General features: G+C 60.9%; 22 protein-coding genes. 11 read left to right on the forward strand and 11 right to left on the reverse strand.

The features are described 5' to 3' along the window. Positions 1-30 precede the first annotated feature (30 nt). The 10 genes from groES to NKK50_RS30100 all read right to left on the reverse strand — a co-directional run bounded on the left by groES (position 31) and on the right by NKK50_RS30100 (position 10,293). On the reverse strand, positions 31-327 hold the full coding sequence (gene groES / locus NKK50_RS30055; RefSeq protein WP_019863563.1) for a co-chaperone GroES: 297 nt from the start codon (positions 325-327) through the stop codon (positions 31-33). Between the two features lie 432 nt (positions 328-759). After that, on the reverse strand, positions 760-1,743 hold the full coding sequence (gene bioZ / locus NKK50_RS30060) for a 3-oxopimeloyl-[acyl-carrier-protein] synthase BioZ (RefSeq protein ID WP_023727895.1): 984 nt from the start codon (positions 1,741-1,743) through the stop codon (positions 760-762). Continuing rightward, a complete protein-coding gene (locus tag NKK50_RS30065) occupies positions 1,740-3,005 on the reverse strand; it encodes an adenosylmethionine--8-amino-7-oxononanoate transaminase (RefSeq protein WP_023727896.1) in 1,266 nt (421 codons plus the stop codon). Before NKK50_RS30065 ends, bioZ begins: the two co-directional genes overlap by 4 nt. Beyond that, the gene (gene bioD / locus NKK50_RS30070; RefSeq protein WP_023673640.1) at positions 3,005-3,640 is read right to left on the reverse strand and encodes a dethiobiotin synthase; all 636 of its coding nucleotides are present in this window, start codon (positions 3,638-3,640) and stop codon (positions 3,005-3,007) included. Before bioD ends, NKK50_RS30065 begins: the two co-directional genes overlap by 1 nt. After that, complete coding sequence (locus tag NKK50_RS30075; RefSeq protein ID WP_352544299.1) at positions 3,637-4,788, reverse strand: 8-amino-7-oxononanoate synthase; 1,152 nt, start codon at positions 4,786-4,788, stop codon at positions 3,637-3,639. The genes bioD and NKK50_RS30075 overlap by 4 nt, the downstream gene beginning before the upstream one ends. Next, positions 4,785-5,798: a biotin synthase BioB gene (bioB, locus tag NKK50_RS30080; protein ID WP_023727898.1), complete on the reverse strand. Its 1,014-nt coding sequence runs from the start codon at positions 5,796-5,798 to the stop codon at positions 4,785-4,787. The genes NKK50_RS30075 and bioB overlap by 4 nt, the downstream gene beginning before the upstream one ends. A 92-nt stretch (positions 5,799-5,890) precedes the next feature. Beyond that, positions 5,891-6,745, reverse strand: coding sequence for a carboxylating nicotinate-nucleotide diphosphorylase (nadC, locus tag NKK50_RS30085; RefSeq protein WP_352544300.1), 855 nt, complete (start codon positions 6,743-6,745; stop codon positions 5,891-5,893). Beyond that, a complete protein-coding gene (locus NKK50_RS30090; RefSeq protein ID WP_352544301.1) occupies positions 6,745-8,286 on the reverse strand; it encodes an L-aspartate oxidase in 1,542 nt (513 codons plus the stop codon). The genes nadC and NKK50_RS30090 overlap by 1 nt, the downstream gene beginning before the upstream one ends. Continuing rightward, a complete protein-coding gene (nadA, locus tag NKK50_RS30095) occupies positions 8,283-9,257 on the reverse strand; it encodes a quinolinate synthase NadA (RefSeq protein WP_352544302.1) in 975 nt (324 codons plus the stop codon). The genes NKK50_RS30090 and nadA overlap by 4 nt, the downstream gene beginning before the upstream one ends. 67 nt (positions 9,258-9,324) lie before the next feature. Continuing rightward, complete coding sequence (locus NKK50_RS30100; protein WP_023673634.1) at positions 9,325-10,293, reverse strand: NUDIX hydrolase; 969 nt, start codon at positions 10,291-10,293, stop codon at positions 9,325-9,327. A 162-nt stretch (positions 10,294-10,455) separates the two neighbouring features. Here NKK50_RS30100 and panB point away from each other — a divergent pair, with 162 nt between their 5' ends. The 7 genes from panB to NKK50_RS30135 all read left to right on the forward strand — a co-directional run bounded on the left by panB (position 10,456) and on the right by NKK50_RS30135 (position 15,731). Continuing rightward, entirely contained in the window at positions 10,456-11,316 is an 861-nt protein-coding gene (gene panB / locus NKK50_RS30105) for a 3-methyl-2-oxobutanoate hydroxymethyltransferase (protein ID WP_023707031.1), read from the forward strand. Further along, the gene (gene panC, locus NKK50_RS30110; RefSeq protein WP_023740408.1) at positions 11,313-12,176 is read left to right on the forward strand and encodes a pantoate--beta-alanine ligase; all 864 of its coding nucleotides are present in this window, start codon (positions 11,313-11,315) and stop codon (positions 12,174-12,176) included. The genes panB and panC overlap by 4 nt, the downstream gene beginning before the upstream one ends. 93 nt (positions 12,177-12,269) lie before the next feature. Continuing rightward, positions 12,270-12,995: a LuxR family transcriptional regulator gene (locus tag NKK50_RS30115; protein WP_352544303.1), complete on the forward strand. Its 726-nt coding sequence runs from the start codon at positions 12,270-12,272 to the stop codon at positions 12,993-12,995. Positions 12,996-13,087: 92 nt separating this feature from the next. Next, entirely contained in the window at positions 13,088-13,720 is a 633-nt protein-coding gene (locus NKK50_RS30120; protein ID WP_023707030.1) for an acyl-homoserine-lactone synthase, read from the forward strand. Between the two features lie 22 nt (positions 13,721-13,742). Beyond that, complete coding sequence (locus NKK50_RS30125) at positions 13,743-14,117, forward strand: transcriptional regulator domain-containing protein (protein WP_352498917.1); 375 nt, start codon at positions 13,743-13,745, stop codon at positions 14,115-14,117. Positions 14,118-14,175: 58 nt separating this feature from the next. Continuing rightward, the gene (locus NKK50_RS30130; protein ID WP_023673629.1) at positions 14,176-14,586 is read left to right on the forward strand and encodes a DUF2285 domain-containing protein; all 411 of its coding nucleotides are present in this window, start codon (positions 14,176-14,178) and stop codon (positions 14,584-14,586) included. A gap of 170 nt (positions 14,587-14,756) precedes the next feature. Next, positions 14,757-15,731, forward strand: coding sequence for a hypothetical protein (locus tag NKK50_RS30135; RefSeq protein ID WP_352512937.1), 975 nt, complete (start codon positions 14,757-14,759; stop codon positions 15,729-15,731). Between the two features lie 537 nt (positions 15,732-16,268). Here the strand turns inward: NKK50_RS30135 and NKK50_RS30140 are convergent. Further along, positions 16,269-17,024: a Crp/Fnr family transcriptional regulator gene (locus tag NKK50_RS30140; protein WP_352544304.1), complete on the reverse strand. Its 756-nt coding sequence runs from the start codon at positions 17,022-17,024 to the stop codon at positions 16,269-16,271. Positions 17,025-19,471: 2,447 nt separating this feature from the next. Here NKK50_RS30140 and bluB point away from each other — a divergent pair. The 4 genes from bluB (at position 19,472) to NKK50_RS30160 (ending at position 23,495) form a co-directional block, all read left to right on the forward strand. Further along, a complete protein-coding gene (gene bluB, locus NKK50_RS30145) occupies positions 19,472-20,107 on the forward strand; it encodes a 5,6-dimethylbenzimidazole synthase (protein ID WP_352512939.1) in 636 nt (211 codons plus the stop codon). Between the two features lie 126 nt (positions 20,108-20,233). Continuing rightward, a complete protein-coding gene (locus tag NKK50_RS30150) occupies positions 20,234-20,761 on the forward strand; it encodes a class I SAM-dependent methyltransferase (RefSeq protein ID WP_156940739.1) in 528 nt (175 codons plus the stop codon). Between the two features lie 228 nt (positions 20,762-20,989). After that, the gene (glmS, locus tag NKK50_RS30155; protein WP_352512941.1) at positions 20,990-22,810 is read left to right on the forward strand and encodes a glutamine--fructose-6-phosphate transaminase (isomerizing); all 1,821 of its coding nucleotides are present in this window, start codon (positions 20,990-20,992) and stop codon (positions 22,808-22,810) included. A gap of 430 nt (positions 22,811-23,240) precedes the next feature. Further along, positions 23,241-23,495 carry a helix-turn-helix domain-containing protein gene (locus tag NKK50_RS30160; RefSeq protein ID WP_031197535.1) on the forward strand — a complete coding sequence of 85 codons (255 nt, stop codon included), beginning with the start codon at positions 23,241-23,243 and terminating at the stop codon, positions 23,493-23,495. Positions 23,496-24,254: the final 759 nt, after the last annotated feature.

The following is a 24,254-nucleotide window of genomic DNA, read 5'->3' on the forward strand; positions in this document are numbered from 1 at the left end:
CCGAAATTCAGTTGACGGTGAGGCCGATAATCAGCCGATGATGCCCATAATGTCGGATTCCTTCATGATCAGAAGGTCTTCGCCATTGAGCTTGACTTCGGTGCCCGACCACTTGCCGAACAGGATGCGGTCGCCGGCCTTGACGTCCAGCGGGACCAGCTTGCCGGCTTCGTCGCGAGCGCCGGAGCCGACGGCGATGATCTCGCCTTCCTGCGGCTTTTCCTTCGCCGTATCCGGGATGATGATCCCGCCGGCGGTCTTGGATTCGGATTCGACCCGGCGTACGACCACGCGGTCATGCAGCGGCCGGAAATTCGACTTTGCCATTTTTGGATTTCCTTGGTGCGGATGTTGAACGGTGCTCCGTTGCCGGAGCATGCCTAGCACTCAGCCGAAGCGAGTGCTAACGCGGCAATGAGATAAGCCGCAGGCTCCTGCTAGTCAAGACGGAAGAGCAAAGAGCAAAGAGAAAAGAGAAGACAGCAAAGAGCAGCCAGCAAAGAGCGTGTAAGCATCGAGCCTTTTATGTGAACAATGTCGGGTATCCGACATATATGGGGCGGCTCACCCTCTGTAATTGAGCTTTATTCAGATGGTACGATTGGTGCAACGGGTGTTGCATTTGAACTCATCCAGAGGCTCGCACGGGTCGTGCTGCGTCAGCTTGGTCATGTCGAGCTTCAGAAGGCCATTTTTTGGCATTGGTTCTGTTGCTCCTATTGCCATTCATGACCAATCCTGCGCGCGTGAGCCGGCCGGCTAGATTCCAACCACGAGAGCGCCGCCGCTGAGACCCGCACCCGCCGCCGCCAGAAGGATTTTCTCTCCTGGCTGGAATGGCTTCATCTGGTTGGCGAGCGAGAGCGACAGCGGGACCGTCGCGGCCGAAGAGTTGCCGTATTCGGCAATCGTCTTGACAATTGCTTGGTCCGCAATGCCGAGGTTTCTTCCGACCGCGCCGAAAATCCGAGTATTGGCCTGATGCGGCACAAACCGGCCGACATTGTGTGGCCGCACTCCCGCAGTGGCTAGCGCGGCTGTCGAGCAATCGGTCATCATCTCGACGGCCTTTGCGAACACTTGGGGCCCGTCGGTCATCGTCATCCGGGTCTGCCCGAGGTCGAGGTCGCCATGGAACGGCGTGTTGCTTCCTCCTGCGGGAATCTGGATCAGCCCGTAGCGCGAGCCGTCCGAAGCCACCGAGGCACCGAGAATGCCCCGATCAGCATCATCGCACTGACCGATCACCAGGGCGCCGGCGGCATCGGCGAACAAGACTGAGCTCGCGCGCTCGGCTGGATTGATGCGGCGGCTGAGGATGTTGGCGGCGATGACCAGCGCTGGTTTGCCATGCAGGCGGGTGAACCCGTCCGCAAACATGAGCGCATAGATGAAGCCGGCGCAGGCGCCGGTCAGATCGACCGCGCCTGCGCGGCCAAGGCCAAGCTTGTGTGCGACCAGCGGCGCGCTTGGCGGCAGAAGATGGTCGGGCGTCGAGGTGGCAAGCAACAGCAGACCGATGTCGTGGCGCGCAATACCGGCGTTCACCAGCGCCATGTCGCCAGCCCGGGTGGCAAGACCCGACAGCGTGTCTTCGTCCGTTGCCCAGAAGCGCGAACGGATTCCGGTACGCCTTTCGATCCAGCCCGGCTCGAGGCCGAGATTGCTCTCGATCTCGGCATTGGCCACCTTGCGCCCAGGCACGTGATGGCCAAGTCCGAGAATGCGCGACGACTTGCTCATGGCCTTGACCCGAAGCGTTCCCCGGCCTCCTCGATGGCGTCATATAGTCGTTCGAGCTCGTCGCCTGCGATGCAATAGGGTGGCAGAAGGTAGAGGACATTGCCGAGCGGGCGCACAAGTAGGCCGCGCTCGAGGAAGAAAGCGCGCAGCTTCGGACCAATCTCGGCGAGATAACCTGCTGAACCGGTTCGCAGGTCGAGCGCCGCGATCGTTCCCGTGGCTCGACAGTCGGCAAAATATGGATTGTCCCGAAAGCGTTGCAGCCCGACGGCCTGCATCACGCTCAAGGCCGTGATCCGCCCGGCCACTGGCTCGTCGCGCCAGATCTCGACATTGGCGAGTGCTGCCGCACAGGCAATCGGATTGGCGGTGTAGGAGCTCGAATGGAAAAACGTCTTCTTCCGGTCCTCGGAATAGTGCGCCCGGAAGATGGCATCGGTGACAAGCGTTACGGCCAGCGGGATGGTGCCGCCGGTCAAGCCTTTGGAGGTGCACAGGATATCTGGAGAAATCGATGCCTGCTCGCAGGCGAACATGGTTCCGGTGCGTCCCCAGCCGGTCATCACCTCGTCGGCGATCAGCAGCGAGCCGGAGGCCTCAGTGATCTTCTTCAATTCGGCCAGAACCGATGCTGGATACATCAGCATGCCGCCGGCGCCCAGCACCAGCGGCTCGACGATCAAGGCTGCGGCTCGTCGATCGCGGGTCACAGCCTCGAAACGATCCAGCGTCTCCTGCTCGTGCCCCGCGGCCGGAAAGGGGATGATGTCGACCTCGAACAGCAAGGGTTCATAGGCGGCGTTGAACACGCCACGCGCACCGACGCTCATCGTTCCAATCGTGTCACCATGATAGCTGTGCTCCATGACGACGATGCGCGAGCGCGGCGCGCCGATGTTGCGGAAATAACCGAGCGCCATCTTCAGCGCGACTTCGACTGAGGTCGAGCCACTGTCGGAATAGAACACCCAGTCGAGTCCAGCGGGAGCGAGGCCGACAAGCGCCTTGGCCAAGCGCTCTGCCGGCTCGTGCGTGAAGCCCGCAAAGATAATCTGGTCGAGGCTCGACGCGGTTGTCTCGATTGCCTTCATGATGCGGGGATGGCGGTGGCCATGTGTGACGACCCACCAGGAGGAGATGGCGTCCAGGATGCGGGCGCCGTCGGCCCTGTGGAGATAGGCGCCCTCAGTCAGGACGATTTCTGGGATCGCATTCTCGAGTGCGTGCTGGGTGAAGGGATGCCACACATGAGACTGCGACATCAGTCACCTCCAGTAATCGAGGCGAAGGCGAAGCCGGCAACCATTGCGTCCCTCAGTGTTTTCCCCGTCAGCACATCGAGGTGCGGCAGCCTGCCGAGCTGCGGGGCACCGCTGAATTCCACGATGGTCCGTTGCGTATCGGCCATCTCATCGCCGATGAAAGCGATGCCCGCCAACGGGATGGAGCGGGCGCGGAGCGCCTCGACCGATAGCAAGGTGTGGTTGATGGTGCCGAGTGTGGTGCGGGCGCACAGAATAACGGGCAGCCGCCATTCAGCGAAGATGTCGATTAACCTTGTGCGCCGGTTGAGCGGCACCATTAGGCCGCCGGAGCCTTCGATGACGAGCGGCGTCGGTAGGACGGGAAAAGCAAGATCGGCAGCCTTGATCGCCACGCCGTCGATCTCGGCCGAACGATGCGGCGACAGCGGGCTCCGCAAGCGGTAGGCTTCCGGCAGCACGCGCTCTGAGGGCAAGCCGGCAAGCCGCGCGACAACCTCGCTGTCGGTCTCGCCGTCGAGGCCCGATTGCACCGGTTTCCAGTAAAAGCCGTCCAGCAAACCGGCGAGCCCAGCCGCAAACACGGTCTTGCCAACTCCGGTATCCGTTCCGGTGATGACGATGCGTTGGGTCATATCGCCTCCGGTGATCTTTCGGCCAACACCTCGACCAGCGCCTCGACCATGGCGGAAATGTCGGCTTCGCCAATATTGAGCGTCAGTGAGATGCGCAGCCGCGACGTGCCCTCTGGCACGGTCGGAGGACGAACGCCGCGTATGTCGAAGCCGCGGGCCTGCAGGCGCGCCGCCACCGTCATGGTGCGCCTGACATCGCCGATTACTAAGGGCTGGATCTGAGAGCCACTTGGTATCACACCACAGCGATTGACCAACCGGCCGGCGCTGGCGACGCGTTCATGCAGCTGAACACGCCGCATAGGCTCGTCGGCGAGCATTGCGAGTGCCTCGCGCGCCACGACCGCCATCAGTGGCGATGGCGCGGTCGCGTAGATGAATGCCCGGCAACGGTTGATCAGATATTCGCACAGTGCCCTCGGCCCGGTCACGAGCCCACCAGATGCGCCGAGCGCCTTGCCGCAGGTGTGGAGCGCTATGATGTTGTCGCGGCCCTCGAAAGCGGCGGCAAGCCCCCGGCCGTCCGATCCCCAGACGCCGGTGGCATGCGCCTCATCAATGACGATGAATGCGCCGTGCCGATCGGCAAGCGCGACCAGGCTCTCCAAAGGCGCGCAGTCGCCATCCATGCTGTAAAGGCTTTCCACCGCGATCCAGACGCATCCCATGCCGCCTGCGACGCGCCACCGTGTAATCGCATCCTCGACAGCGGTGGCGTCGTTGTGCGCGGCCAGCACGAACTGTGCGCGCCCGGCCTGCGCACCCTCATGCATGCTGGCATGGGCGAGCTCATCGAGGACCAAAAGATCGCCCTTCTGCGGCAGGGCACTCAGCAGAGCGAAGTTGGCGATGTAGCCGCTGCCGAAGAACAGCGCGCGGTCGGCTCCAAAGAATGCCGCCGCATCTGCCTCGAGCTGCTCGTGTTCCGGTGCATTGCCGCGCAACAGCCGCGACCCGGTGGCGCCAACCGGCGTGCCCCGCGCAATCGCCGCCACAACCGCATCGCCAAGTCTTCTGGACGCGGCCAGCCCGAGATAGTCGTTCGACGAGAAGTCCAGCCCGGCGCGGGGCGAAAGCGTCCGCAGCCGGTCCTTGCGCGCTAGTCCCTGCAAGGTCGCATCAAAACGGGCAAGCAGCGCCCCGTTCATTGCGCCTCGAGTTCCATCGGATCGATGCCAAGGCGCCGGAACAGCAGGGTATCCTTGTCCTCACCGGGATTGTCCGCCGTCAGCAGCGTGTCGCCGAAGAAGATCGAGTTGGCGCCGGCAAAAAAGCACAGCGCCTGCATCTCGTCGGTCATCGCGGTGCGGCCGGCGGACAGACGGACATGCGATTTCGGCATCATGATGCGCGCCAGCGCGATCACGCGCACGAATTCGATCGGCTCAATGGGCTTGGCGTCTGCAAGCGGCGTACCGGCGATCGGGATCAGCATGTTGATCGGAACGCTTTGCGGATGTTCCGGGAGATTGGCCAGCGTCACCAGCATGTCGATCCGGTCCACCGGCTCCTCGCCCATGCCGACAATGCCTCCACAGCAGACCTTGATGCCGGATTTGCGAACGTGCTCGAGCGTCTCGAGCCGCTCGGCAAAGCTCCGCGTACCGATGATCTCGCTATAGTAGCGTTCTGACGTATCGATGTTGTGGTTGTAGTAGTCGAGACCCGCCTGCTTCAGTCGAGCGGCTTGCTCAAGATCGAGCATGCCGAGTGTCATGCAGGTCTCCAGGCCCAGCGCCTTGACGCCTTCGACCATCGCCACCACCGCATCCATGTCGCGCGCCTTGGGGTTTCGCCAGGCCGCGCCCATGCAATAACGGGTGGCGCCGGCATCACGCGCCTTGGTCGCTTCGGCGATGACGCGCCTGACATCCATCAGCTTGGACGCCTCCAACCCGGTTTCGTGACGCGCCGACTGGCTGCAATAGCCACAATCCTCCGGGCATCCTCCGGTCTTGATGCTGAGCAGCCGGCTGAGCTGGACCTTGTTTGGATCGAAATTCTGGCGGTGCACGGTCTGCGCCAGGAAGAGGAGATTGTTGAAGGGGGCATGGTAAAGTGCCTGAGCCTTTTCCAGGGTCCACGCTCCAGCGTCAGGCGGGTCAGGCGATTGAGCGTGCGGCGATGTCTGCGTTGAACTTGTCGTTTGCATCTCCATGCTGTTCCTCCGGTCTGTCTTGCGGGTCTTTGCTATCTGACTATGATGATCGGAAAGGACAGTTGACCCAATCCTGTTCGTTACTCAGACAATCATGAGCCCCGATGGTCGAGGCCGATATCCAGGATCGGCGCGCTGTGGATGAGTCGGCCGACCGAAATCAGATCAACGCCGGTCGCGGCAACCGCTCGCGCTGTATGCGACGTGATCCCGCCAGAAGCCTCGGTGATAGCGCGGCCACCGACCATTGCGACGGCGCGGCGAAGATCGGGGAGGGACATGTTGTCGAGCAGAACCGCATCGGGAGCGAAGCCAAGTACCTCCTCCAGCTGGGCCAGAGTATCGACTTCGACTTCGATCTTGACGAGATGACCGGCCGCTCTTCGTGCTCGCTCGAGCGCTGGCCGGACGCCGCCTGCGATGGCGATGTGGTTGTCCTTGATCAAAATTGCATCGTCCAGGCCGAAGCGGTGATTGGACCCGCCACCTGCGCGCACGGCATACTTTTCGACTGCCCGCAATCCGGGCGTTGTCTTGCGGGTGCAGACGATCTTCGCGCCATATCCACGAACCGCAGCGACGATCGATGCCGTTGCTGTGGCGATGCCGCTCAGATGGCACAAAAAATTGAGTGCCGTCCTTTCCGCTGTGAGAATGGCTCGGGCCGGGCCAACCACTGATGCAATGACCTCTCCATCCACGACATTGCAGCCGTCTGTCCGCTCCACGGAGATTTGGACACCAGGATCAATCATGCCGAAAGCGAGCATCGCCAGATCGATGCCGGCGACAACTCCGGACTGTCGCGCCACCAACACGGTTCCCGCTTGGTATTCCTTCGGGACGATGGCGTCCGTGGTCAAGTCGCCGGCTCTGCCAAGGTCTTCAAGAAGAGATGCCCGTACAAGCGGCTCAAGCAGGACTGTGGGGAGCGGTGAGAGCATCATCACTTTGCACCTTCGGAGCTTGGCGAGTGTCCGAGTTCCCGCGCAGCCGCCAAGGCGGCTTCGAGCGTGATTTCGGACCGTCGGGCGGCAGTCGCATGATGAGGAAAATCTGTCCGGTAATGAGCGCCGCGGCTTTCTTCGCGCAACAAGGCGGCAACAGCAATCATTAGCCCGACAGCCGCCGGATCCGAGACCGCATCCTTGCTTTCGGCGAGCGGCAATAAGGCACGCGCGGCTGCTTTCAACGCTTGACCATCCCGGACGATGCCGAGTGCGCGCGACAGAAAAACGCGCACGGCTATCGGAGCGGGCGGTGGGTAAACGTTCGCAAACGCAGGCCTTGTTCTGCGCGCAGGCGTTCCGGCGACGCTTTCAGCGACCCAGCGGGCGCACACGATTGCCTCGGTCAAAGAATTGCTGGCGAGCCTGTTGGCGCCATGCAGTCCTGTCGAAGCGACTTCGCCGCAGGCCCACAGCCCCTTGACGGAGGTCCTGCCCGAGCTGTCCACGGCAACGCCACCCATGTGGTAGTGTTGGGCCGGACGAATGGGGATGAGATCGCGCGCGGGATTGATGCCGGCTCCAAGGCAGGCTGATGCGATTGTCGGGAAATGTCGAGCGAATGCCGGGCCTGGCCGTTGTCGGGCATCGAGAAAAACATGGTGGCCGTCCGCAAGGTGGTTCCACACGGCGCGGGCCAAGACATCGCGAGGCGCAAGTTCCGCCCCTGGCACGCTCTGGAGAAAAGCCTGGCCGGTTTCATCGATCAGGGCAGCACCTTCGCCTCGCACAGCCTCGCTGACCAGCGCCATTGGGCGTTCTGGGCCGTCAAGCGCGGTCGGGTGGAACTGGATGAATTCGAGGTCGGCTAGGACAGCTCCAGCGCGGGCCGCAAGCGCAAGGCCTTGTCCGCAACTGCCCCAAGGGTTCGTGGTGTCGAAAAACAGTCCCCCGATGCCACCGGTGGCGAGGACGACCCGCCGTGAGCCGAAGAAGAAAGGTGCGATCGAACAGCTCGCCCAGACGCCTCGGATCGCATTCTCTCGCACGGCGAGCCGGCGCGCTTCCACGCCCTCCACGACAACTATCGACGGAGTGGAACGCACAGCCGCGATCAGCGCACGCATGATCTCACGCCCGGTGCCGTCCCCATGCGCATGAACGATGCGACGTCGGCTGTGTGCGGCCTCCAATCCGAGGAACAGTGATCCTTCCGGCGTGCGGTCAAAGCGAACCCCAAAGCCCGCAAGCCCCTCTATGGCCTTGGGCGCGGCTTGGAGGATGCGGCTCGCCACGGCTCTGTCGCAGAGACCATCCCCGGCGGCAACCGTATCGGCCAGGTGCATTGCCGGATCGTCGTCTTCGCCGAAACTTGCAGCCAGGCCCCCCTGGGCCCAGGTGCTCGAGTTGTCAGCTCCCAGCAGCGACCTTGACAGAAGAAGCACCGGCTCCGGCGACAGTTGAAGCGCGGTCATCAGTCCGGCGATGCCGCCGCCGATGATGATGGGCCGCCCGAAGAAGCTGCGGGGGTCGGCGCTCAAACTGCCAGCATCCGTTCGACCGCTAGCCGCGCGCGCCCGGCGATCCCGGGTTCGACGGTTACGACATGGTGGTTCTGCTCGAGCGCCGTGCGGATGTTGGCAAGCGTGATCCGCTTCATATGCGGGCACAAATTGCAGGGCCGGATGAACTCGACCTCTGGGTGCGCTAACGCGACGTTGTCGCTCATTGAGCATTCCGTCATCAGCACGACACGTGGCGGCCTTTGCCTTTCGACATAGTCGGACATGGCAGCCGTCGAGCCGGAAAAATCGGCTTCAGCCACGACGTCGGGCGGGCATTCGGGATGGGCGAGCACGACCACGCCGGGATGGCTTTCGCGCAACTCGCGAATGTCGGCCGGTGTAAAGCGCTCATGCACCTCGCAACGCCCTTTCCAGGCGATGATCTGCACATCTGTCTGGGCGGCGATATTCTGGGCCAGATATTCGTCCGGCAACATGATCACCCGGGGAACCCCAAGGGATTCGACGACCGCCTTGGCGTTGCCGGATGTACAGCAGATATCCGACTCGGCCTTCACTTCGGCGGACGTATTTACATAAGTGATGATCGGAACGCCGGGATAACGCTGGCGCATCAAGCGCACGTCTTCTGCCGTGATTGAGTCCGCCAACGAGCAACCGGCGCTGAGATCCGGAATGAGCACGGTCTTGCCCGGATTAAGGAGCTTGGCCGTTTCGGCCATGAAATGGACGCCGGCCAGCACGATGACTTGCGCCTCGACCGTCGCGGCCGTGCGGGCTAGTGCCAAGCTGTCGCCGACGATGTCGGCCACGCAGTGGAAGATCTCGGGCGTCTGATAGTTGTGCGCCAGGATGATCGCGTTGCGCTCGCGCTTCAGCGCAAGGATCGCCTCGATATCCTCGGCGAAAGCCGGCCATTCGATCGGCGGGATCACTCGTCGGACGCGCTCGTAGAGCAACGCGGCCGTAGGCAGCATGGCGCCCATAGACCCCCTCCCGCTTATACTCTAACTGAAAATAACCAGCATATACTTGCTGTGAGTATAAGGGATGTCAACCCCGCGCCAGCGGCAATTTTGTCCCGGCGATGAGCCTATCGTCGAGAACGGCGTGGCGGAAACGGAAAAGCTTCGCTGGCCGGCCGCCGGTCTCAGTGGTGGCCTCTCCGGTCTCCTCGACCAGCTCCTGCTGTTCGATCAGTCGGCGAAAGTTCGGCTTGTGGATGAGCCTGCCGGCGAGCGCCTCCACGGTTCGCTGCAGCTGCAAAAGCGTGAAGACCGGCGGCATCAGCTCAAAGACGACTGGGCGGTATTTGATCTTGGAGCGCAGCCGCGCAATGCCGGTCGCCACGATGCGGCGATGATCGGCGACCATGGACTTGCTGGGCACCAGCGGCGGGGGTCCTGCGTCCCGCCCTCTTACGGCCTCTTGGACCAGGCCTGCTTCGTAGACTAACTCATAGCGTTGAAGCGTGAGTTCCTCGTTCCAAAGGCGGTCGTCGAAGCCAAAGGCTATCGTCGCCCGCTGCCAGCGTTCACGTCGCGTGGCCGAATCGCCAACCCCGTTTGCCCATTCGATCAGGCGCGGCCGCAGAACGTCCAGCACGACCGCAGGCGTGCCGGAGCGGTGGTCCTCCCATGGAAAATATTCATACCAACTCTGCCATCCGCACTTGGGCGAGCCCGCTGCCTGTTCCTTGCGCGTCAATGCGAGATAGCTGATGGAGATGACGCGCTGCTGGCGCTCGGCGCCGATGCGATCCCGATCCGCGAACGTGTAGAGTTGCTCAATGTACCCCAGCCGATGGCCGGTTTGCTGCTCGACCCACCCCCTCAAGCCGGATTGCAGCGATCGGTGCTCAAGCGCAAAGGGACCGGAGGGCAAGGTGTCCGCCTGGCCGATGGTGAGGACACAGGGTTGACTGCCGTTTACGGCGACCACAAAGGCGATCAAGTCCACTTTGACGTTGTCGGCTTTGCCCGCGGCTCTGTCTTTCCTGAGTCCTATTGCCTGATCGTCCATTATTTGGCCAACTCGGGGGCACCTTAATCGATTTAGTGTAAGCGTGCCAATTGGCACGTCAACACCCCGCAGCTGCATGGCCATTTTTTTGCTCTTCGCACCTGCACAAAAATGTGCCAAAGGCGACAGCCGCAGCTGGTAACGTAGGGGAAGGAGGGTCCCATGAGCGCTTATGGTGACACCAGGGCGATCACACCGCCGGATATTCGTTCGCGCAAAGGTGGGACGCCGCTCGTCTGCCTTACCGCCTACACCACCCCAGTCGCCCGGCTTGTCGATCCCCATTGTGATGTGGTGCTCGTCGGCGACAGCGTCGGCATGGTTCTCCACGGCCTGCCCTCGACGCTCGGTGTCACGCTGGAGATGATGATCACGCACGGCCAGGCGGTGCGCCGTGGCATCAAGCAGGCGCTGATGGTGGTCGACCTGCCGTTCGGTTCCTACGAGGAAAGCCCAGAGCAGGCTTTCCGCAATGCCGCGCGCGTCATGGCCGAGACCGGCTGCACGGCCGTCAAGCTGGAAGGCGGCGAAGCGATGGCAGAGACGATCGGCTTCCTCGCCGCACGCGGCGTGCCCGTCATGGCCCATGTCGGATTGACGCCGCAGGCCATCAACACCATCGGTGGCTACCGCGTACAGGGCAGGGGCGGGGATGCCGAGCGCATCAGGCGCGACGCAATTGCGGTGGGCGAGGCGGGCGCCTTTGCGGTCGTCCTGGAGAAGGTTCCTGAGGCGCTCGCCCGCCGGATCACCAAGGAGGTGGCGACCCCGACCATTGGCATCGGTGCCTCGGCAGCCTGTGACGGCCAGATTCTCGTCGTCGACGACATGCTGGGCCTCTTCGGCGACTTCCGGCCCAAGTTCGTCAAGCGCTATGCTGAACTCCGGGAGGCGGCCGCGGCTGCGATCGCTTCCTATGCGCGCGAGGTGAAGGAGCGCCAGTTTCCCGCCGCAGAGCACGTGTTTGCCGATGCGCCCAAGCCCGCCGACACGGACGCCACCAAGAGCGGAGAAGCAGCGTGAGCGTGCCGATCGTCAGGAGCGTTGACCAGCTTCGCGAAAGCGTCGCCGCATGGCGCTGCGAAGGTGTGAGGATAGCCCTGGTGCCAACGATGGGCGTCCTGCATGAGGGCCATCTCAGCCTGGTGCGCGCTGCACTCGAGAAGGCAGACCGTGTGATAGTGACGCTCTTCGTCAACCCGAAGCAATTCAACAGCCAGGCCGATCTTGCCGCGTATCCCCGCACCGAGGACGAGGATGCCGCCAAACTGGCACCGGTTGGCGCGCACCTGCTTTATGCGCCAGATGCAGAGGAGATGTATCCGGCGGGCTTCGCCACCACCGTTTCGGTTTGCGGTGTCAGCGAAGGCCTGTGCGGTACATTCCGGCCGGGGCATTTCGACGGCGTGGCGACCGTCGTCGCCAAGCTCTTCCTGCAGACCAGCGCTGACTTCGGCTTCTTTGGCGAAAAGGACTTTCAGCAAATTCACCTGGTCAGGCGCATGGCCCGGGATCTGGATATTCCAATCACCATTGTTGCCTGTCCGACAGTCCGTGAAGCCGACGGTCTTGCGCTATCATCGCGCAATGTGCGGCTCTCGCCAGCGGAACGCGCTGTTGCTCCCAAGCTATCATCGGTCCTGCTCAAGACGGCTGAGCGGCTTGAGCGCGGCTCACCCATCCTGCCAACGCTTGCAGAATCTCGCGCAGCAATTCTGGCTGCAGGCTATCGCGAGGTCGAATACCTGGAACTTCGCGATGAGGCAGATCTGCACCCGATAACAAGCCTCGATCGACCGGCACGGTTGCTTGCCGCCGCCTGGCTCGGCGGCACACGGCTCATAGACAACGTCAGACTATTTCGGATTGGTTCAACAGATTAGCCACGTTCTCGGCACGCGCCGTATTCGTCCGGGATCATCTAAAACAAGGTCTCTGCCTGGCATTGAGCGTTACGGAGGTTACGCACAGGACACATGCATCGCGTGTTTGAGAACTTCGTCGAGCAACTGTCTGCAAGTGTTGATGCTGCCGATCTCTGTGAGGCAATGGTCTCCGCTGCAGCCGGCTTCGACTTCCCGCTATTCGCCTATTTCACCTACCCGTCAGCCTCCGGCGACGCCCCCCAATTGATTTCAAACTATCCTTCATCCTGGACGTCACGTTATCTGCAACAGCGGTACCACAGTCTCGATCCGGTCATCCTGCGCGGGCTGCAAGGCTGGGATACATTCGATTGGGGTGTGGATCGCGCTCGGCACGGTCTGCCGAATTCGCAGCAACAAATTCTAGAGAGTGCGGCTGAGTTTGGCATCTGCGGCGGCCTGACGATGTCCATGCATGATCATCTCGGCCGGTTTGCTGCCCTGACCTTTGCTTCCGACGAGTCCCGTCCGCCTCTGTTGCGGTCACTGGCACGTTACGAAAAAGCATTGCAGCTGGTGGCCATCAACTTTCATATCCATGTCCGGCGAAGGCTCGCCGATCATCGCGTGGTGGATGGTGTAACGCTCACCCCGCGGGAGTTCGAGTGCCTGAAATGGGCGGCGCGCGGCAAGTCGGCTTGGGATACTAGCCAGCTTCTCGGCGTCTCAAAGCGCACCGTGACCTTTCATCTGGAAAACGCCAAGGCAAAGTTTGGCGTTCGAACGATCAACCAAGCCGTTGCACGAATGGCTGCCTCCGGCCTGACGAGATCCTGATTCTCAGCCACGATACCTGTAAACCTCTACAGGCTGCATCGCTGTCAGCTTTGCCCTTCGATGGCGGGAACACATCCCACATGGAGGCGACCATGATGCAACTGATAGCACCAGACTTTTACAGTGATTTTGCAGGCGAGCTCAAAGAGATGCACGGGCTCAGGTTTCGGGTGTTCAAGGAAAGGCTCGATTGGGAAGTTGATACCGAAGACCAGATGGAATCCGATCCGTTTGATGCTCTCAAGCCTGTCTATCTGCTCCTCAAAGGATCCGACTGGCGAATTCGCGGTTGCGTGCGTCTTTTGCCCAGCACCGGACCCACAATGTTGCGCGACACCTTCCCGGTGCTGCTGGGTGCTGACGTCGTGCCCTCGACCACCGACATATGGGAGAGCAGTCGTTTCGCGCTCGATCTTCCTCCGTCGGCGCCCAAGGCAGCGGGCGGGCTGGCCCAGGCGACCTACGAGCTCTTCGCGGGCATGATCGAGTTCGGCTTGGCCAAGGATCTGACCCGGATCGTAACGGTGACGGACACGCGCATGGAGCGGATCCTCCGCCTTGCTACGTGGCCATTGTCGCGCATCGGAGAACCCAAGTGCGTCGGCAAAACGGAGGCGGTGGCTGGGTTTCTCGAGATTTCCCACGCGAGCCTTTTGCGCATCCGCAGCAGGGGACGTCTGAGCGGACCGGTACTGTGGCAACCGGTTCTAGGCCCGTCAGCATAGCGCCATTGTGGACACCTGTGCCATGAAGGATGCTGGTTTGTCCAAGGAAGCGACGGTCGGCCTTGTATGCTGGCCGGACTGGCGTCGCCAGGACGCTTACCACTACGCCAGACGATTGCCACGCACTGGCTGGGCCTGGGAGTTTCTTCGGCGCAATCCACAATTCCAGCGCGACCACGCCAAAATGGCACCGTCCGCCTGCTTTGTCGGAACCCAGGCCGACATGAAGATAATCGAGTTGACGACAGAATCAGCTTTCCTAAGACAATGGAGCCTCCTTTTTCGCGGACGCGCCACAGTCGGACGCTACATCGGCGAGGGTCTTTTGGGATCCGCGCGATTGCGCCTGTATTCTACGAGCGGCCGCGGAGCCGCTGGGGCTCGACCACGATTTTGAACCGCTTCACCTTTCTTCGCTCTCATGCTGCAAGGACATCCTGCTGACAGCTGCGGGCATGCAGCACGTGCTGCTGAGGGAGAACTGCCGGAGTCTGCAGATCGCCGTTTCCGGTGCGTCCGTCCTCCGCCCGTTGCGGCTATATGTCGACGCGATCCTTCAGCCGCAGCACCTCAAGTTCCATGTCGCTGCCCTTCAGTTCCTGAACGACATCAATGATTGCCGCCGCGTGTCAGCTGCTTGCTTTCCGCCGGAACACCGCGGAGCGCGTCTGCGTATTGTACTGCAGGCTTTGGATGGCTCGCTGGCGGGAGCATCTCATCAGGAGGTCGCCATTGCCTTGTTCGGGAGACGCCGTGTCGAAGAAGATTGGCGTCATCCAGGCGGCCATCTTCGCGATCAGGTACGTCGCGCCATCCAACGCGGCCGCTACCTGATGGGCGGCGGCTACAGACAGTTCCTGAGGTAATTGGAGTGGTTGCGATTGTCTTATACGAACGCGCAACCTCCATTTTCTCACTGCAATGGTGCGTTGCACAAAACGTGGCAAGCGCCTAGTTCTTCCGCGGCGAATCGGGTTTCGGCGAAACACCGGGACCCAACTTCGTCGATAAGTGCATTCATGACCTGAGGACCCCGATGACCGTTATGAACTCCGACAAAGCCGGCGCTGCAAGCCTTGAGACAATCGCGCGAAACGGCAGCATGCTGCGTCGCATAGCCGTACGCATTCCGACCTACCTGTCGGATATTCGCGAGAACCCGGCGTGGCTGCCCATGTTCATGTTGGCGCGCACCATGCCGGCACGGAGAATGCACTGGCGTGGTGCAAAGCCGGTCCGAAGGCCGCAAAGAGCCCAGGACACGATGTTTGCCGGTGTCAATTGCCACGACGTTGTCGACGCGCTGCGGATGGATGGGCTTTTTCCCGGCCTTGTCCTGCCTGCAATGGTGGCTGAAGATGTAGCCGCATTCGCCAGGTGCACACCTTGTTTCGGCAATTTCGATCGCCGACTCGAGTTCATGCCGGCGGAGCATGCGGAGGCTGAGGCGCGATTTGGCCGTCCGTTGCTCAGCGGCCATTATTTCGAGCGCATTCTGGGCTGTAAGTCGGCCGTTGCCATCCAAAACGATCCGCTGCTCATGGATATCGCGGCGCACTATCTCGGCGGCCAGGCGACGCTGATCACGACGCGCGTCTGGTGGAGCTTCCCGACCGGCCAGGCGTCGGACGCGGACAAGAACCTGGCTTCGCTCGGCAAATACCACTTCGACCTGGACGACTGGCGGATGCTGAAGTTCTTTTTCTATCTGGTGCCCGTCGACGAGGGGACCGGCCCGCATATCTATGTTCGCGGCAGCCATGATCGCCGCGCCCTCAAGCACCAATTTACGCTTGTCGTCGGCCATCCAGCGCAAGAGGTTCTGGACGTCTACGGCAAGCAGAGTCCGGTCACGCTGACCGGCAAGGCCGGTTTCGGTTTCGTCGAGGATCCGTTCGGGTTCCATATGGGCACCGTGCCGTCGCACAGGCCACGGCTGATGATGGAAGTTGGCTTCGGCGTTTCTCCTCCATCGCGCCGCCGCTTCCATGGCGAGCCTGTGATCCGCTGATTTCGAAAAGGCCCGAAACAGCCTTCCCGTTGTGAGGGAAGATAAGGCTATGCCGCCAATCGATCTGTTCCGGGCCAAAAGCGGTTGTCTGCACATGCCCTGAACTTGGCTGGTGCAATGAGTCTCGCCATTGCTCCAGCCAGCGCATCAGTGCCTGTTTAATCGAGGTTAGATGGCAGTGCGCCCAAGAGATCCTCCTCGATATCGCCTGCCGCGCGAAGCCTCAGATGCTCTTCGAAACCTCCTTTACGGACCAAGTCGTCTCGGGTCTCCTTTGAGTGGCCGGAAGGTGGTGCACAGCCGTATCGTGCTTCGGGATCCTGAACGAAGGCGAGGGGCGGTTTGTTCCTCGCGCGGCGCATGCAGCGGTGCCGGCATGACAGCTTCGTCTTGGATCCCGATGCTCGGCAACGTCGGCGGTGAAGGCTCTGTCTAGGCGGCTTACGTGACTCCAATGCAGGAGATCGACCATCTCCTGTTCGAGCACATTCGTTGGCGATCACCGTCGCGGCGCTACGGACGCCGCGGCGCCTGCGATCAATGCAGTTTGCCGACTAGCCGAGCGTATTCGGCTTCGGCCCTGCCATATGACCCATCTGCCAGCGCAATTAGACGCGCGCGATCAAGAATGACTACCTCTCCTCGCATTGAGCGTATCAGACCTTGGCCCTCCAAGGTTTGCAGCGCTATGGTGACGCCGGGCCGCCTGACACCGAGCATAACTGATAAGAACTCGTGCGTAATCGCAAAGCTGTTCCCGTCGACGCGATCATCACACATCACCAGCCATCTTGAGAGCCTGTCGACTATGTTCATCCGGGCATTGCTGAGCGCGGTGAAGCTTGCCTGGAGGTGAAAGTAGTGAACGTAGCGGAGCAGAAAGGTTCGCAAGGTTGGGCTTGTCAGAAGCGCCTTGGTGAAGAGGCCCGCGTCGATAACAAAGGCTCGGGCTTCTAATTGGACGTAACAATCGTGCGTTGACCGGTCATCGCCCATGATAAGCGCTGTGCCGGTCATGCCCTCACAACCAATGATTCCGATCTCAGCTTCGATACCAGGCCGCAGCTCGCCCACCACTGACCCGAGACCGCTCTCGAAGAAGTACACGGTGCTGATTGGTGACCCCGCCACTTCGAGATGCGTCTTCAGCCCAAGGGAGACGCTTTCGAAATGAGGTTGCAGCAATGCCAAATCTGCCGAGCACATTCGAAGCAGCAGCGAATTGCGATAGATCGAATTTTGGCCGGTGTCGCGTTGCGCGGCAGTGTGAGTTTGTGAACTGGAGTCTGTCATAGCTCCCTCTCCCTATTGGGGCGGAAGCATGTTGATCGCTCACAGCCGACGGACGCCCTTAGAGTTGCCGTCGATGGCACACTGTATGCCTGCCGACCGCGGATGTCCCATTTTTTAATCAATTACGTTAATCGGCCCGAGCCAAGCTTTGGCGCACCCGCTCTAACGCGGCATTCAGATGCTCCAGAAATTCGTCATCGCTTTTGGTCGCCAAGCCGACTTGTCGAGCGCGAGTTACAATGCGCTCCTGGAGTGAAACCGCTGTCTCATAGTGGTCCACGATCATCTGAAATGAAGCGCTCATTGGGGCGGATTCAAAGAGCTGTGCCATTCTGGCAATGTAGTTCCAAGATGATGAGAGTCCATGCGGCCGCCGCTTGGGTAACAATCGTACAATATACCTAAGACTGGCCGCGCTCTTTGGTTATCCTCCCAGAAATCCGTAGCCTCGCGAGGCGCAGCTTCTCTTCGCCCTCCGACCTCGTGACCGGCGGACCAGTCCCGGCTTCAGCCATTCGGCCTTGTTCTTCTTATGCTCCTTCGGGACCGCCGACCTCGCCCTGCACACGATTCCACAGTGTTTGCCTCTTGTAGGCCTTGAAGGCTACTATCGGCCGCCCTTGTAGGGCCGCTTTCAGCCATGATCACCTCGGGGCGCTGAACGAAGCGCGTGCTTGTCGACTCTGTCGGTCGTCGCAGACGCTTACGGAGGCCTCACCGCAGAGGGCGATGCGAACTCCGGCTCGACGACGGCTGTCAAATCAGACTGCTGTGGATGCACTACCACCGATCGGTACTAGGATTCTCGACCTCGGTAATAAGCTGGTCTGTACAGCTAGCGACTTTCCTGCCTAGCAATATCAAAAGTCAAACCCCGCCGAAGATGCATATGCCTGGCAGCACGCGTCGGTCTTTGGCCACGCATCTGCCAAACCGAAATCAAGTAGCCCGCCTCGCGCGACCCTCAACGCGATCTTGATCATTGCAGTGGGGCAATAACTTATCTCTTTGGAGCTTGGTGGTGATATATAGGCGCCCAAGCCAGCGCTAATATTGCATGGAGCTAAAATGCCCGCTAAGATTTCTTGGGTGTTAGCTGGCGGGTGTTTGATGCGGTTTCATCGTCTAGGCGCGGTCGCTCTGGGTCTGGCGTCCTTCATCAGCAGCGCTCATGGCCAAGAATCCTGCGACCCTAACTACACAGGCGCCTGTGTTCCAATCGCCAGCGATGTCGACTGTTCCTCCGGAAAGGGCAATGGTCCCGCATACGTACACGGGCCGGTCTCTGTCGTAGGCACCGATATCTATGATCTTGACCGAGACGGCGACGGAATAGGTTGCGAAAACGGCTAGAGGAGGCAAGTCGCCCTCCAACTTCATGACGGCACCAGCCCATCCGCTGTTTATGGTAACGGTCACCTCCGAGTTGAGGGTGAGCAACGTTCCCAGCCATTTGCATCAAATATCAGGACCTCCTAAATGCGACTTATGGCGACTCTGCGGTACGACGGTCGAACACCGTCCACGTCTCATCCGTCTCCTGCCATACGTTTGTCAGTTGGTAGCTGATTGTAGAATGTGCCAGTAACTGGGGATGCTCATTGCGTTCCACGTGCGCGAGCCCTGATGCGCGTCAGTTATTTTTACTCTCCGGTCACGATTGAGACCACTGGCCCGGGCGATGTTCCCCGAGAAGAACAAAGCGGTAGATGGCGCCGGCATGGTCCCACCAATGCTCTCCCCTTGTGAACGGCATCCAAACTTTTCGGCGGGCTTGAATAGCGGCCACCTTTGGCGGCTGTCGAGGGCTGATGATAGATTCCATTCCAGCTCTTTCTAATGTGTCGTCCGAACAGCGAACGAAAGTAGAACATATAATTCAAGCGCGAATTGACTGTGAGAGGGATGAGCTGCAATTTGGGTCAGGCCTGACGCTGGTGGAAGACGAAATTGCGGTGGCGACTGGAAGCTCAGCGATGCACCAAATGAAACTGGGCAGCTGGTGCTGTCCGCTGCGGCGCTATGACGTCAGACGATGGTATCTGCCGAATGACCTGGGGAATCTTCGGGGACGTCGAGGCCGACGTGGTCGGAAGCAAACTGAGTTGCAGGCGATGCGGCAGGAACGACCATATGCAAGCTGAGATGCCTGTCGCCGTCTCCGCGTTCCAGGCCGACGTTCTCTGCATTCGGAGGCCTGGTGAGCGATACGGGTGCGCCTGAGTGTCAATGGCGCATTTAGCAACGGCCTGGTACACGATTCACCGCGGTGCGAGCTGATCGAAACTGGCTTGGTCGATTGCATCGTAATAGCGCCGCCCACGAGGAAAGATTTTTCTATCGTTTGCGGTTGGGGTCGCATGACGCGATTGTCGGACGCAACAAGCGTAGGCAGAGGCTGTCCACACTGTACTCCCTAATGCCAATCCATACCTAACGAGACCGCCATGCCGTCAACTCCAGATTTCACCGACGATTTTCGCTCCGAGCTGATCACGCTGCTGCGCTGGCGCAGGGATGTGCGGCGCTTCGAGCCGACGGCTCTGCCAGAGGGTACGCTGGAACGCCTGCTCGAGCTCGCCAGCATTGCGCCCTCCGTTGGCCTCAGCCAGCCCTGGCGCTTCGTAGTCGTCGAGAGCCTCAAGCGGCGCACTGCCGTGAGAGACTGCTTCGAGCGCTGCAATGCTGAGGCGCTCACGCGCTTTTCGGGAGAGCGCGCCGCACTCTATGCCCGGCTGAAGCTTGCCGGGCTCGACGAGGCGCCCTGTCAATTCGCGGTCTTCGCCGACCGCACGACCCGACAAGGCCATGGGCTCGGTCGCATGACCATGGCGGCGACCATCGACTATTCGGCCGTCATGGCAGTGCACACACTGTGGGTGGCGGCGCGGGCGGAGGGCATCGGCATGGGCTGGGTGTCGATCCTCGATGCGACCGAGATGGCCGAAATTCTCGACACGCCGCCCGAATGGACGCTGATCGGCTATTTCTGCCTCGGCTATGCCAGCGAGGAGCACGACATGCCGACCTTGGAACGCGAATGCTGGGAACATCGGCGGCCGCCGGTGGTCATCAGGCGGTAGTGGGGCTGCCCATCATTCGCCTCTTCCCTGGCGATGAGCTTGACGCAGATCGGGTCGCCCTTCGCCACATTGCCATTCCGACCGAAGCCGAGGTTCGTGTTCTTGCAAAGGCCAGGAAAGAGCAGCATGACAAGCGCGACCGCAGCGAAGATGGCGCTTGCGACAACCGGGCTGAAGCCGGGCATGGAGGTGGTCGACCTCTGTTGCGGGGCGGCTGTGCCGATCGCCACGATCGCCCGCCTGTCGTCGCACTACGCCGACCAGCTGGAGGCCGCGCACCGCCGGCTGACCGGCGCCGGCGCGACCAATTGCTATTGGTCGCCGGCTACGCGCTATGAACTCGCTACTCTGGTGTCGCGCCCCGTCGGTTTCGTCTTCACGGCCAACGCCTTCGACGGCGTCCCGGACCGACCGCGGCTGGCACGTGCGGTGCGTGAGGCGCTCGCCCCCGGGCGGACATTTTGTTATCGTCAACTGACACTGGCAGCCGCGCGAGACGACGACGGTCCTGAAGCGAACTCTGTCGCCAAGACAGACCATCGCCGATGCCCAAGTCGGCGGCACCATGCTCCTAGATGCCGACTGCCTGACAAGGGGTCGCAGGCCCGTCGTCCGTCCACTGTCCAAGGCCTCCTGGCCTTTCCGAGGCCGTGATCCTGCCGCGGGTGTGAGTTTGCGATCCTCATAAGAGCGTCAGGCGCGAATAGAAGTTTGGGTCGTGGCTCCACAGCGGCCGACCTATCCATCGGGTGGATGGTAGTTATCACAACAATCAATTTTACCAATATTATGGAATTCTACTACAAGGCCGCCACTTAAAGCGGCCAGACGGGTATCCGTCTCGCGTGGGCTGGTGCTGCCCGCAAAGATGCGGAGACGAACATGTGCGGGATTGTTGGCATCGTTGGGCAACAGCCGGTGTCGGATCGGTTGATCGGCGCGTTGAAGGGTTTGGAATATCGCGGCTATGATTCCGCCGGCGTTGCGACGATCATCGAGGGTGCCTTGCACCGCCGGCGCGCCGAGGGCAAGCTCGTCAATCTCGAGACGCGACTGAAGGAAGAGCCGCTGAGCGGCAACGTCGGCATCGGCCACACGCGTTGGGCAACCCACGGGGCCTCGACCGAACGCAATGCGCACCCGCACTTTAGCGACGGTGTCGCCGTAGTCCATAACGGCATCATCGAGAATTTCACCGAGCTGAAGGACGAATTGGCGGCGGATGGCGCCGAGTTCCAGACCGACACCGACACCGAGGTCGTTGGGCATCTCTTGGCAAGATACCGCCGAGAGGGCATGAGGCCGCAAGAGGCCACGCGTGCCATGCTGAAACGCGTCAAGGGCGCTTATGCGCTTGCCATCCTCTTCGAAGATGAACCGTCGACCATCACGGCGGCGCGCAACGGACCACCGCTCGCGATCGGTCACGGCGACGGCGAGATGTTCCTGGGCTCGGACGCGATCGCCCTTGCTCCCTTCACCAATGAAATTACCTATCTCATCGACGGCGACTGGGCCGTTGTCGGCAATTCGGGCGCCCATATCTTCGATGTCGACGGCCGTCCCGTCGAGCGTCCGCGCCATATCTCCACGGCCGCGGCCGATCTCGCCAACAAGGGCAACCATCGCCACTTCATGGAGAAGGAGATTTACGAGCAGCCCGAGGTCATAGCCCATGCTCTCCATCATTACATTAACATCATAGACAGTCGCGACATGGTTCCTGGCATTGATTTCGCCAAGGTCCCGAGCTTGGCGATCTCTGCCTGCGGGACCGCCTATTTCGCCGGACTGATCGGAAAATACTGGTTCGAGCGCTATGCGCGCCTGACGGTTGAAATCGACGTTGCGTCCGAATTCCGTTACCGCGAGATCCCGTTGCCGCCGCAGTCGGCGGCTCTTTTCATCTCGCAGTCCGGCGAAACCGCCGATACGCTTGCGTCATTGAGGTACTGCAAGGAGCGTGGGCTGAAAATTGGCGCTATCGTCAATGCCTGCGAATCGACCATCGCTCGCGAGGCCGATACGGTTTTCCCGATCCTTGCCGGACCGGAGATCGGCGTCGCCTCTACCAAGGCTTTTACCTGCCAGCTTGCCGTTCTAGCAGCACTCGCCATCGGCGCCGCCAGAGCCCGCGGGACCGTCCCCGAAGACGAGCTGCAGGAGCTCGTCAGGAGCCTCGCCGAATTGCCGCGCGTGATGGGCCACGTACTCGAGAGCATCCAGCCGGAAATCGAGTTCTTGTCGCGCGAACTGTCAAAGTGTCGTGACGTCCTGTATCTCGGCCGTGGCACCAGTTTCCCGCTAGCGATGGAAGGTGCGCTGAAGCTCAAGGAGATTTCCTACATCCATGCCGAGGGCTATGCAGCGGGTGAATTGAAGCACGGGCCGATCGCATTGATAGACGAGAACATGCCAGTGATCGTCATCGCGCCCCATGACCGTCTTTTCGACAAGACCGTTTCCAACATGCAGGAAGTGGCTGCCCGTGGAGGGCGGATTATCCTCATCACCGATGAAAAAGGGGCAGCCGTATCGAAACTCGAAACCATGCACACGCTCGTGCTGCCGGTTGTCGACGAGATTATCGCGCCAATGATCTTCTCGCTCCCGATACAGCTTCTAGCCTATTACACGGCGCTCTTCATGGGGACGGATGTGGACCAGCCGCGCAATCTCGCAAAATCGGTCACGGTCGAATGATTGTGAACCTGTACAGGTGGCGATGCGCCGCCAGGAAAGCGGTACCCCTTGTCTGGATCCGAAGCCCGGATGAAACCAGATGACCATTGTTTGCTGCAATTGCGAAACTCGGTAGCGGTTACGAGCGGGTCTTTTGCTGCCTCGCCGGTGGAGATTGCCGAAGGAAGCAGTGTCCGTGCCGAAAGTCCATCGGCGAGAATGGTCCACGAAGGATCGTAGGTCGCATGCGCTACGCCGACCAGGCTCTCAGCACGGGCAGCCCTGATACTTGATCAGAAGCAGGTGAGCCGCCATATTCCGGCCCGGCCAATTCAGCGGCCCATCCCTTGCATGAGGCCGGTTCGGCCGAATGGACGACCATTTTTTTTATTTGCTAGGTGTGCGCCTCGGGAGGAATCTCCGAGGGAGCTCCCAGTTCTTGGAGATGTTTATGAAGGATTCGCGTATTCCCGAACCAGTCTTGACGGCTATGTCCCAGGGAACCCACATCGTCCGCGCTTATCGCGAGCACCTTGGATATTCGATCGACGATCTGGCGGTCGCGTGCGGGCTGGCCGCTGAGGAAATCCAAAACATCGAGCGAGGTCTGAGGTACAGCAAGGGCTATCGGGATCGGATAGCGAAATCGCTTTCCATACCTGTGGGAATTCTTGAGTCGGAGTTGGACATTTCGGACGCCGCCTGAACAGTCGGATGATCTGCAATGGGTGGACTAGCTGTTGTGATGTGAAGCTTGCGGCTGATGTCGACGCTTGATTCGATCTGATGCGATGCCTTCTGGCGCAGCTCGCCGAACAACAAAGCGATATAGCCGCCCGGAGTGCTACGAAACGTGCACGACGGCATCGGCTCGCGACGAAGGACTAACGGCGAACTCTTCCCAGTTCGGCAAGGCGATGCTGGCTTGAGCATCAACTCGGCCTACGAGAGTGGCTACTCCTAGGCTGAATCGTCCACCACGGCGAAGTCGCGCCGCTCTGAAAGTAACATGGCGGGCATCCTGACGTTTCCGGGTTGACTATGGGCGTTCGAACCACGAAAAGGGGCCGCTCTTCGTGAGTGGCGTGCGCCGGCAGTCTGACCCCCAAGCCCCCCGCCCAGGCTGCCGGCGCGCTTCTAGAAAGATCGAAGTACGCACTCGCTTGCGCTCTGCCCGCTGACACCTTGTGGTTCCTCCTGCGGGTCCAGCGGACCACCATGGGTGTCGCCAGTTCTGGTGGTCACGCGCCTCCATTTGCGATCTCGTGTCAGTGAGTGCACCGCAAGCACCCTCTCTGCTAGCCTGAAAAGTTCATGGGGGTTGGTGGATGTGGGCGCAAGCCCGTTGAAATGACGTAGGATTTGGTTGCTTAAGCCGATCCGAAATTTCCCGGAGACCACACCCACCATGAACGATCTTGCGCTGCCGGTGAGCGGTTTTTCATCAGTCGGCGGCAAGTCCGTC

This window comes from Mesorhizobium sp. M0001 (assembly GCF_040324255.1).
Taxonomy (GTDB): domain Bacteria; phylum Pseudomonadota; class Alphaproteobacteria; order Rhizobiales; family Rhizobiaceae; genus Mesorhizobium.

Coding starts and splice junctions, on each gene's coding strand:
- panB (WP_023707031.1), top strand. CDS start 10,456: ATGAGCGCTTATGGTGACACCAGGGCGATCACACCGCCGGATATTCGT.
- NKK50_RS30075 (WP_352544299.1), bottom strand. CDS start 4,788: ATGAACGGGGCGCTGCTTGCCCGTTTTGATGCGACCTTGCAGGGACTA.
- NKK50_RS30150 (WP_156940739.1), top strand. CDS start 20,234: ATGACAAGCGCGACCGCAGCGAAGATGGCGCTTGCGACAACCGGGCTG.
- groES (WP_019863563.1), bottom strand. CDS start 327: ATGGCAAAGTCGAATTTCCGGCCGCTGCATGACCGCGTGGTCGTACGC.
- NKK50_RS30140 (WP_352544304.1), bottom strand. CDS start 17,024: ATGACAGACTCCAGTTCACAAACTCACACTGCCGCGCAACGCGACACC.
- NKK50_RS30160 (WP_031197535.1), top strand. CDS start 23,241: ATGAAGGATTCGCGTATTCCCGAACCAGTCTTGACGGCTATGTCCCAG.
- NKK50_RS30135 (WP_352512937.1), top strand. CDS start 14,757: ATGACCGTTATGAACTCCGACAAAGCCGGCGCTGCAAGCCTTGAGACA.
- NKK50_RS30115 (WP_352544303.1), top strand. CDS start 12,270: ATGCATCGCGTGTTTGAGAACTTCGTCGAGCAACTGTCTGCAAGTGTT.
- bioD (WP_023673640.1), bottom strand. CDS start 3,640: ATGACCCAACGCATCGTCATCACCGGAACGGATACCGGAGTTGGCAAG.
- NKK50_RS30130 (WP_023673629.1), top strand. CDS start 14,176: ATGCAGCACGTGCTGCTGAGGGAGAACTGCCGGAGTCTGCAGATCGCC.
- glmS (WP_352512941.1), top strand. CDS start 20,990: ATGTGCGGGATTGTTGGCATCGTTGGGCAACAGCCGGTGTCGGATCGG.
- bioZ (WP_023727895.1), bottom strand. CDS start 1,743: ATGAGCAAGTCGTCGCGCATTCTCGGACTTGGCCATCACGTGCCTGGG.
- bioB (WP_023727898.1), bottom strand. CDS start 5,798: ATGGAGATGCAAACGACAAGTTCAACGCAGACATCGCCGCACGCTCAA.
- nadC (WP_352544300.1), bottom strand. CDS start 6,745: ATGATGCTCTCACCGCTCCCCACAGTCCTGCTTGAGCCGCTTGTACGG.
- NKK50_RS30065 (WP_023727896.1), bottom strand. CDS start 3,005: ATGTCGCAGTCTCATGTGTGGCATCCCTTCACCCAGCACGCACTCGAG.
- NKK50_RS30125 (WP_352498917.1), top strand. CDS start 13,743: ATGAAGGATGCTGGTTTGTCCAAGGAAGCGACGGTCGGCCTTGTATGC.
- nadA (WP_352544302.1), bottom strand. CDS start 9,257: ATGGGCGCCATGCTGCCTACGGCCGCGTTGCTCTACGAGCGCGTCCGA.
- bluB (WP_352512939.1), top strand. CDS start 19,472: ATGCCGTCAACTCCAGATTTCACCGACGATTTTCGCTCCGAGCTGATC.
- NKK50_RS30120 (WP_023707030.1), top strand. CDS start 13,088: ATGATGCAACTGATAGCACCAGACTTTTACAGTGATTTTGCAGGCGAG.
- NKK50_RS30100 (WP_023673634.1), bottom strand. CDS start 10,293: ATGGACGATCAGGCAATAGGACTCAGGAAAGACAGAGCCGCGGGCAAA.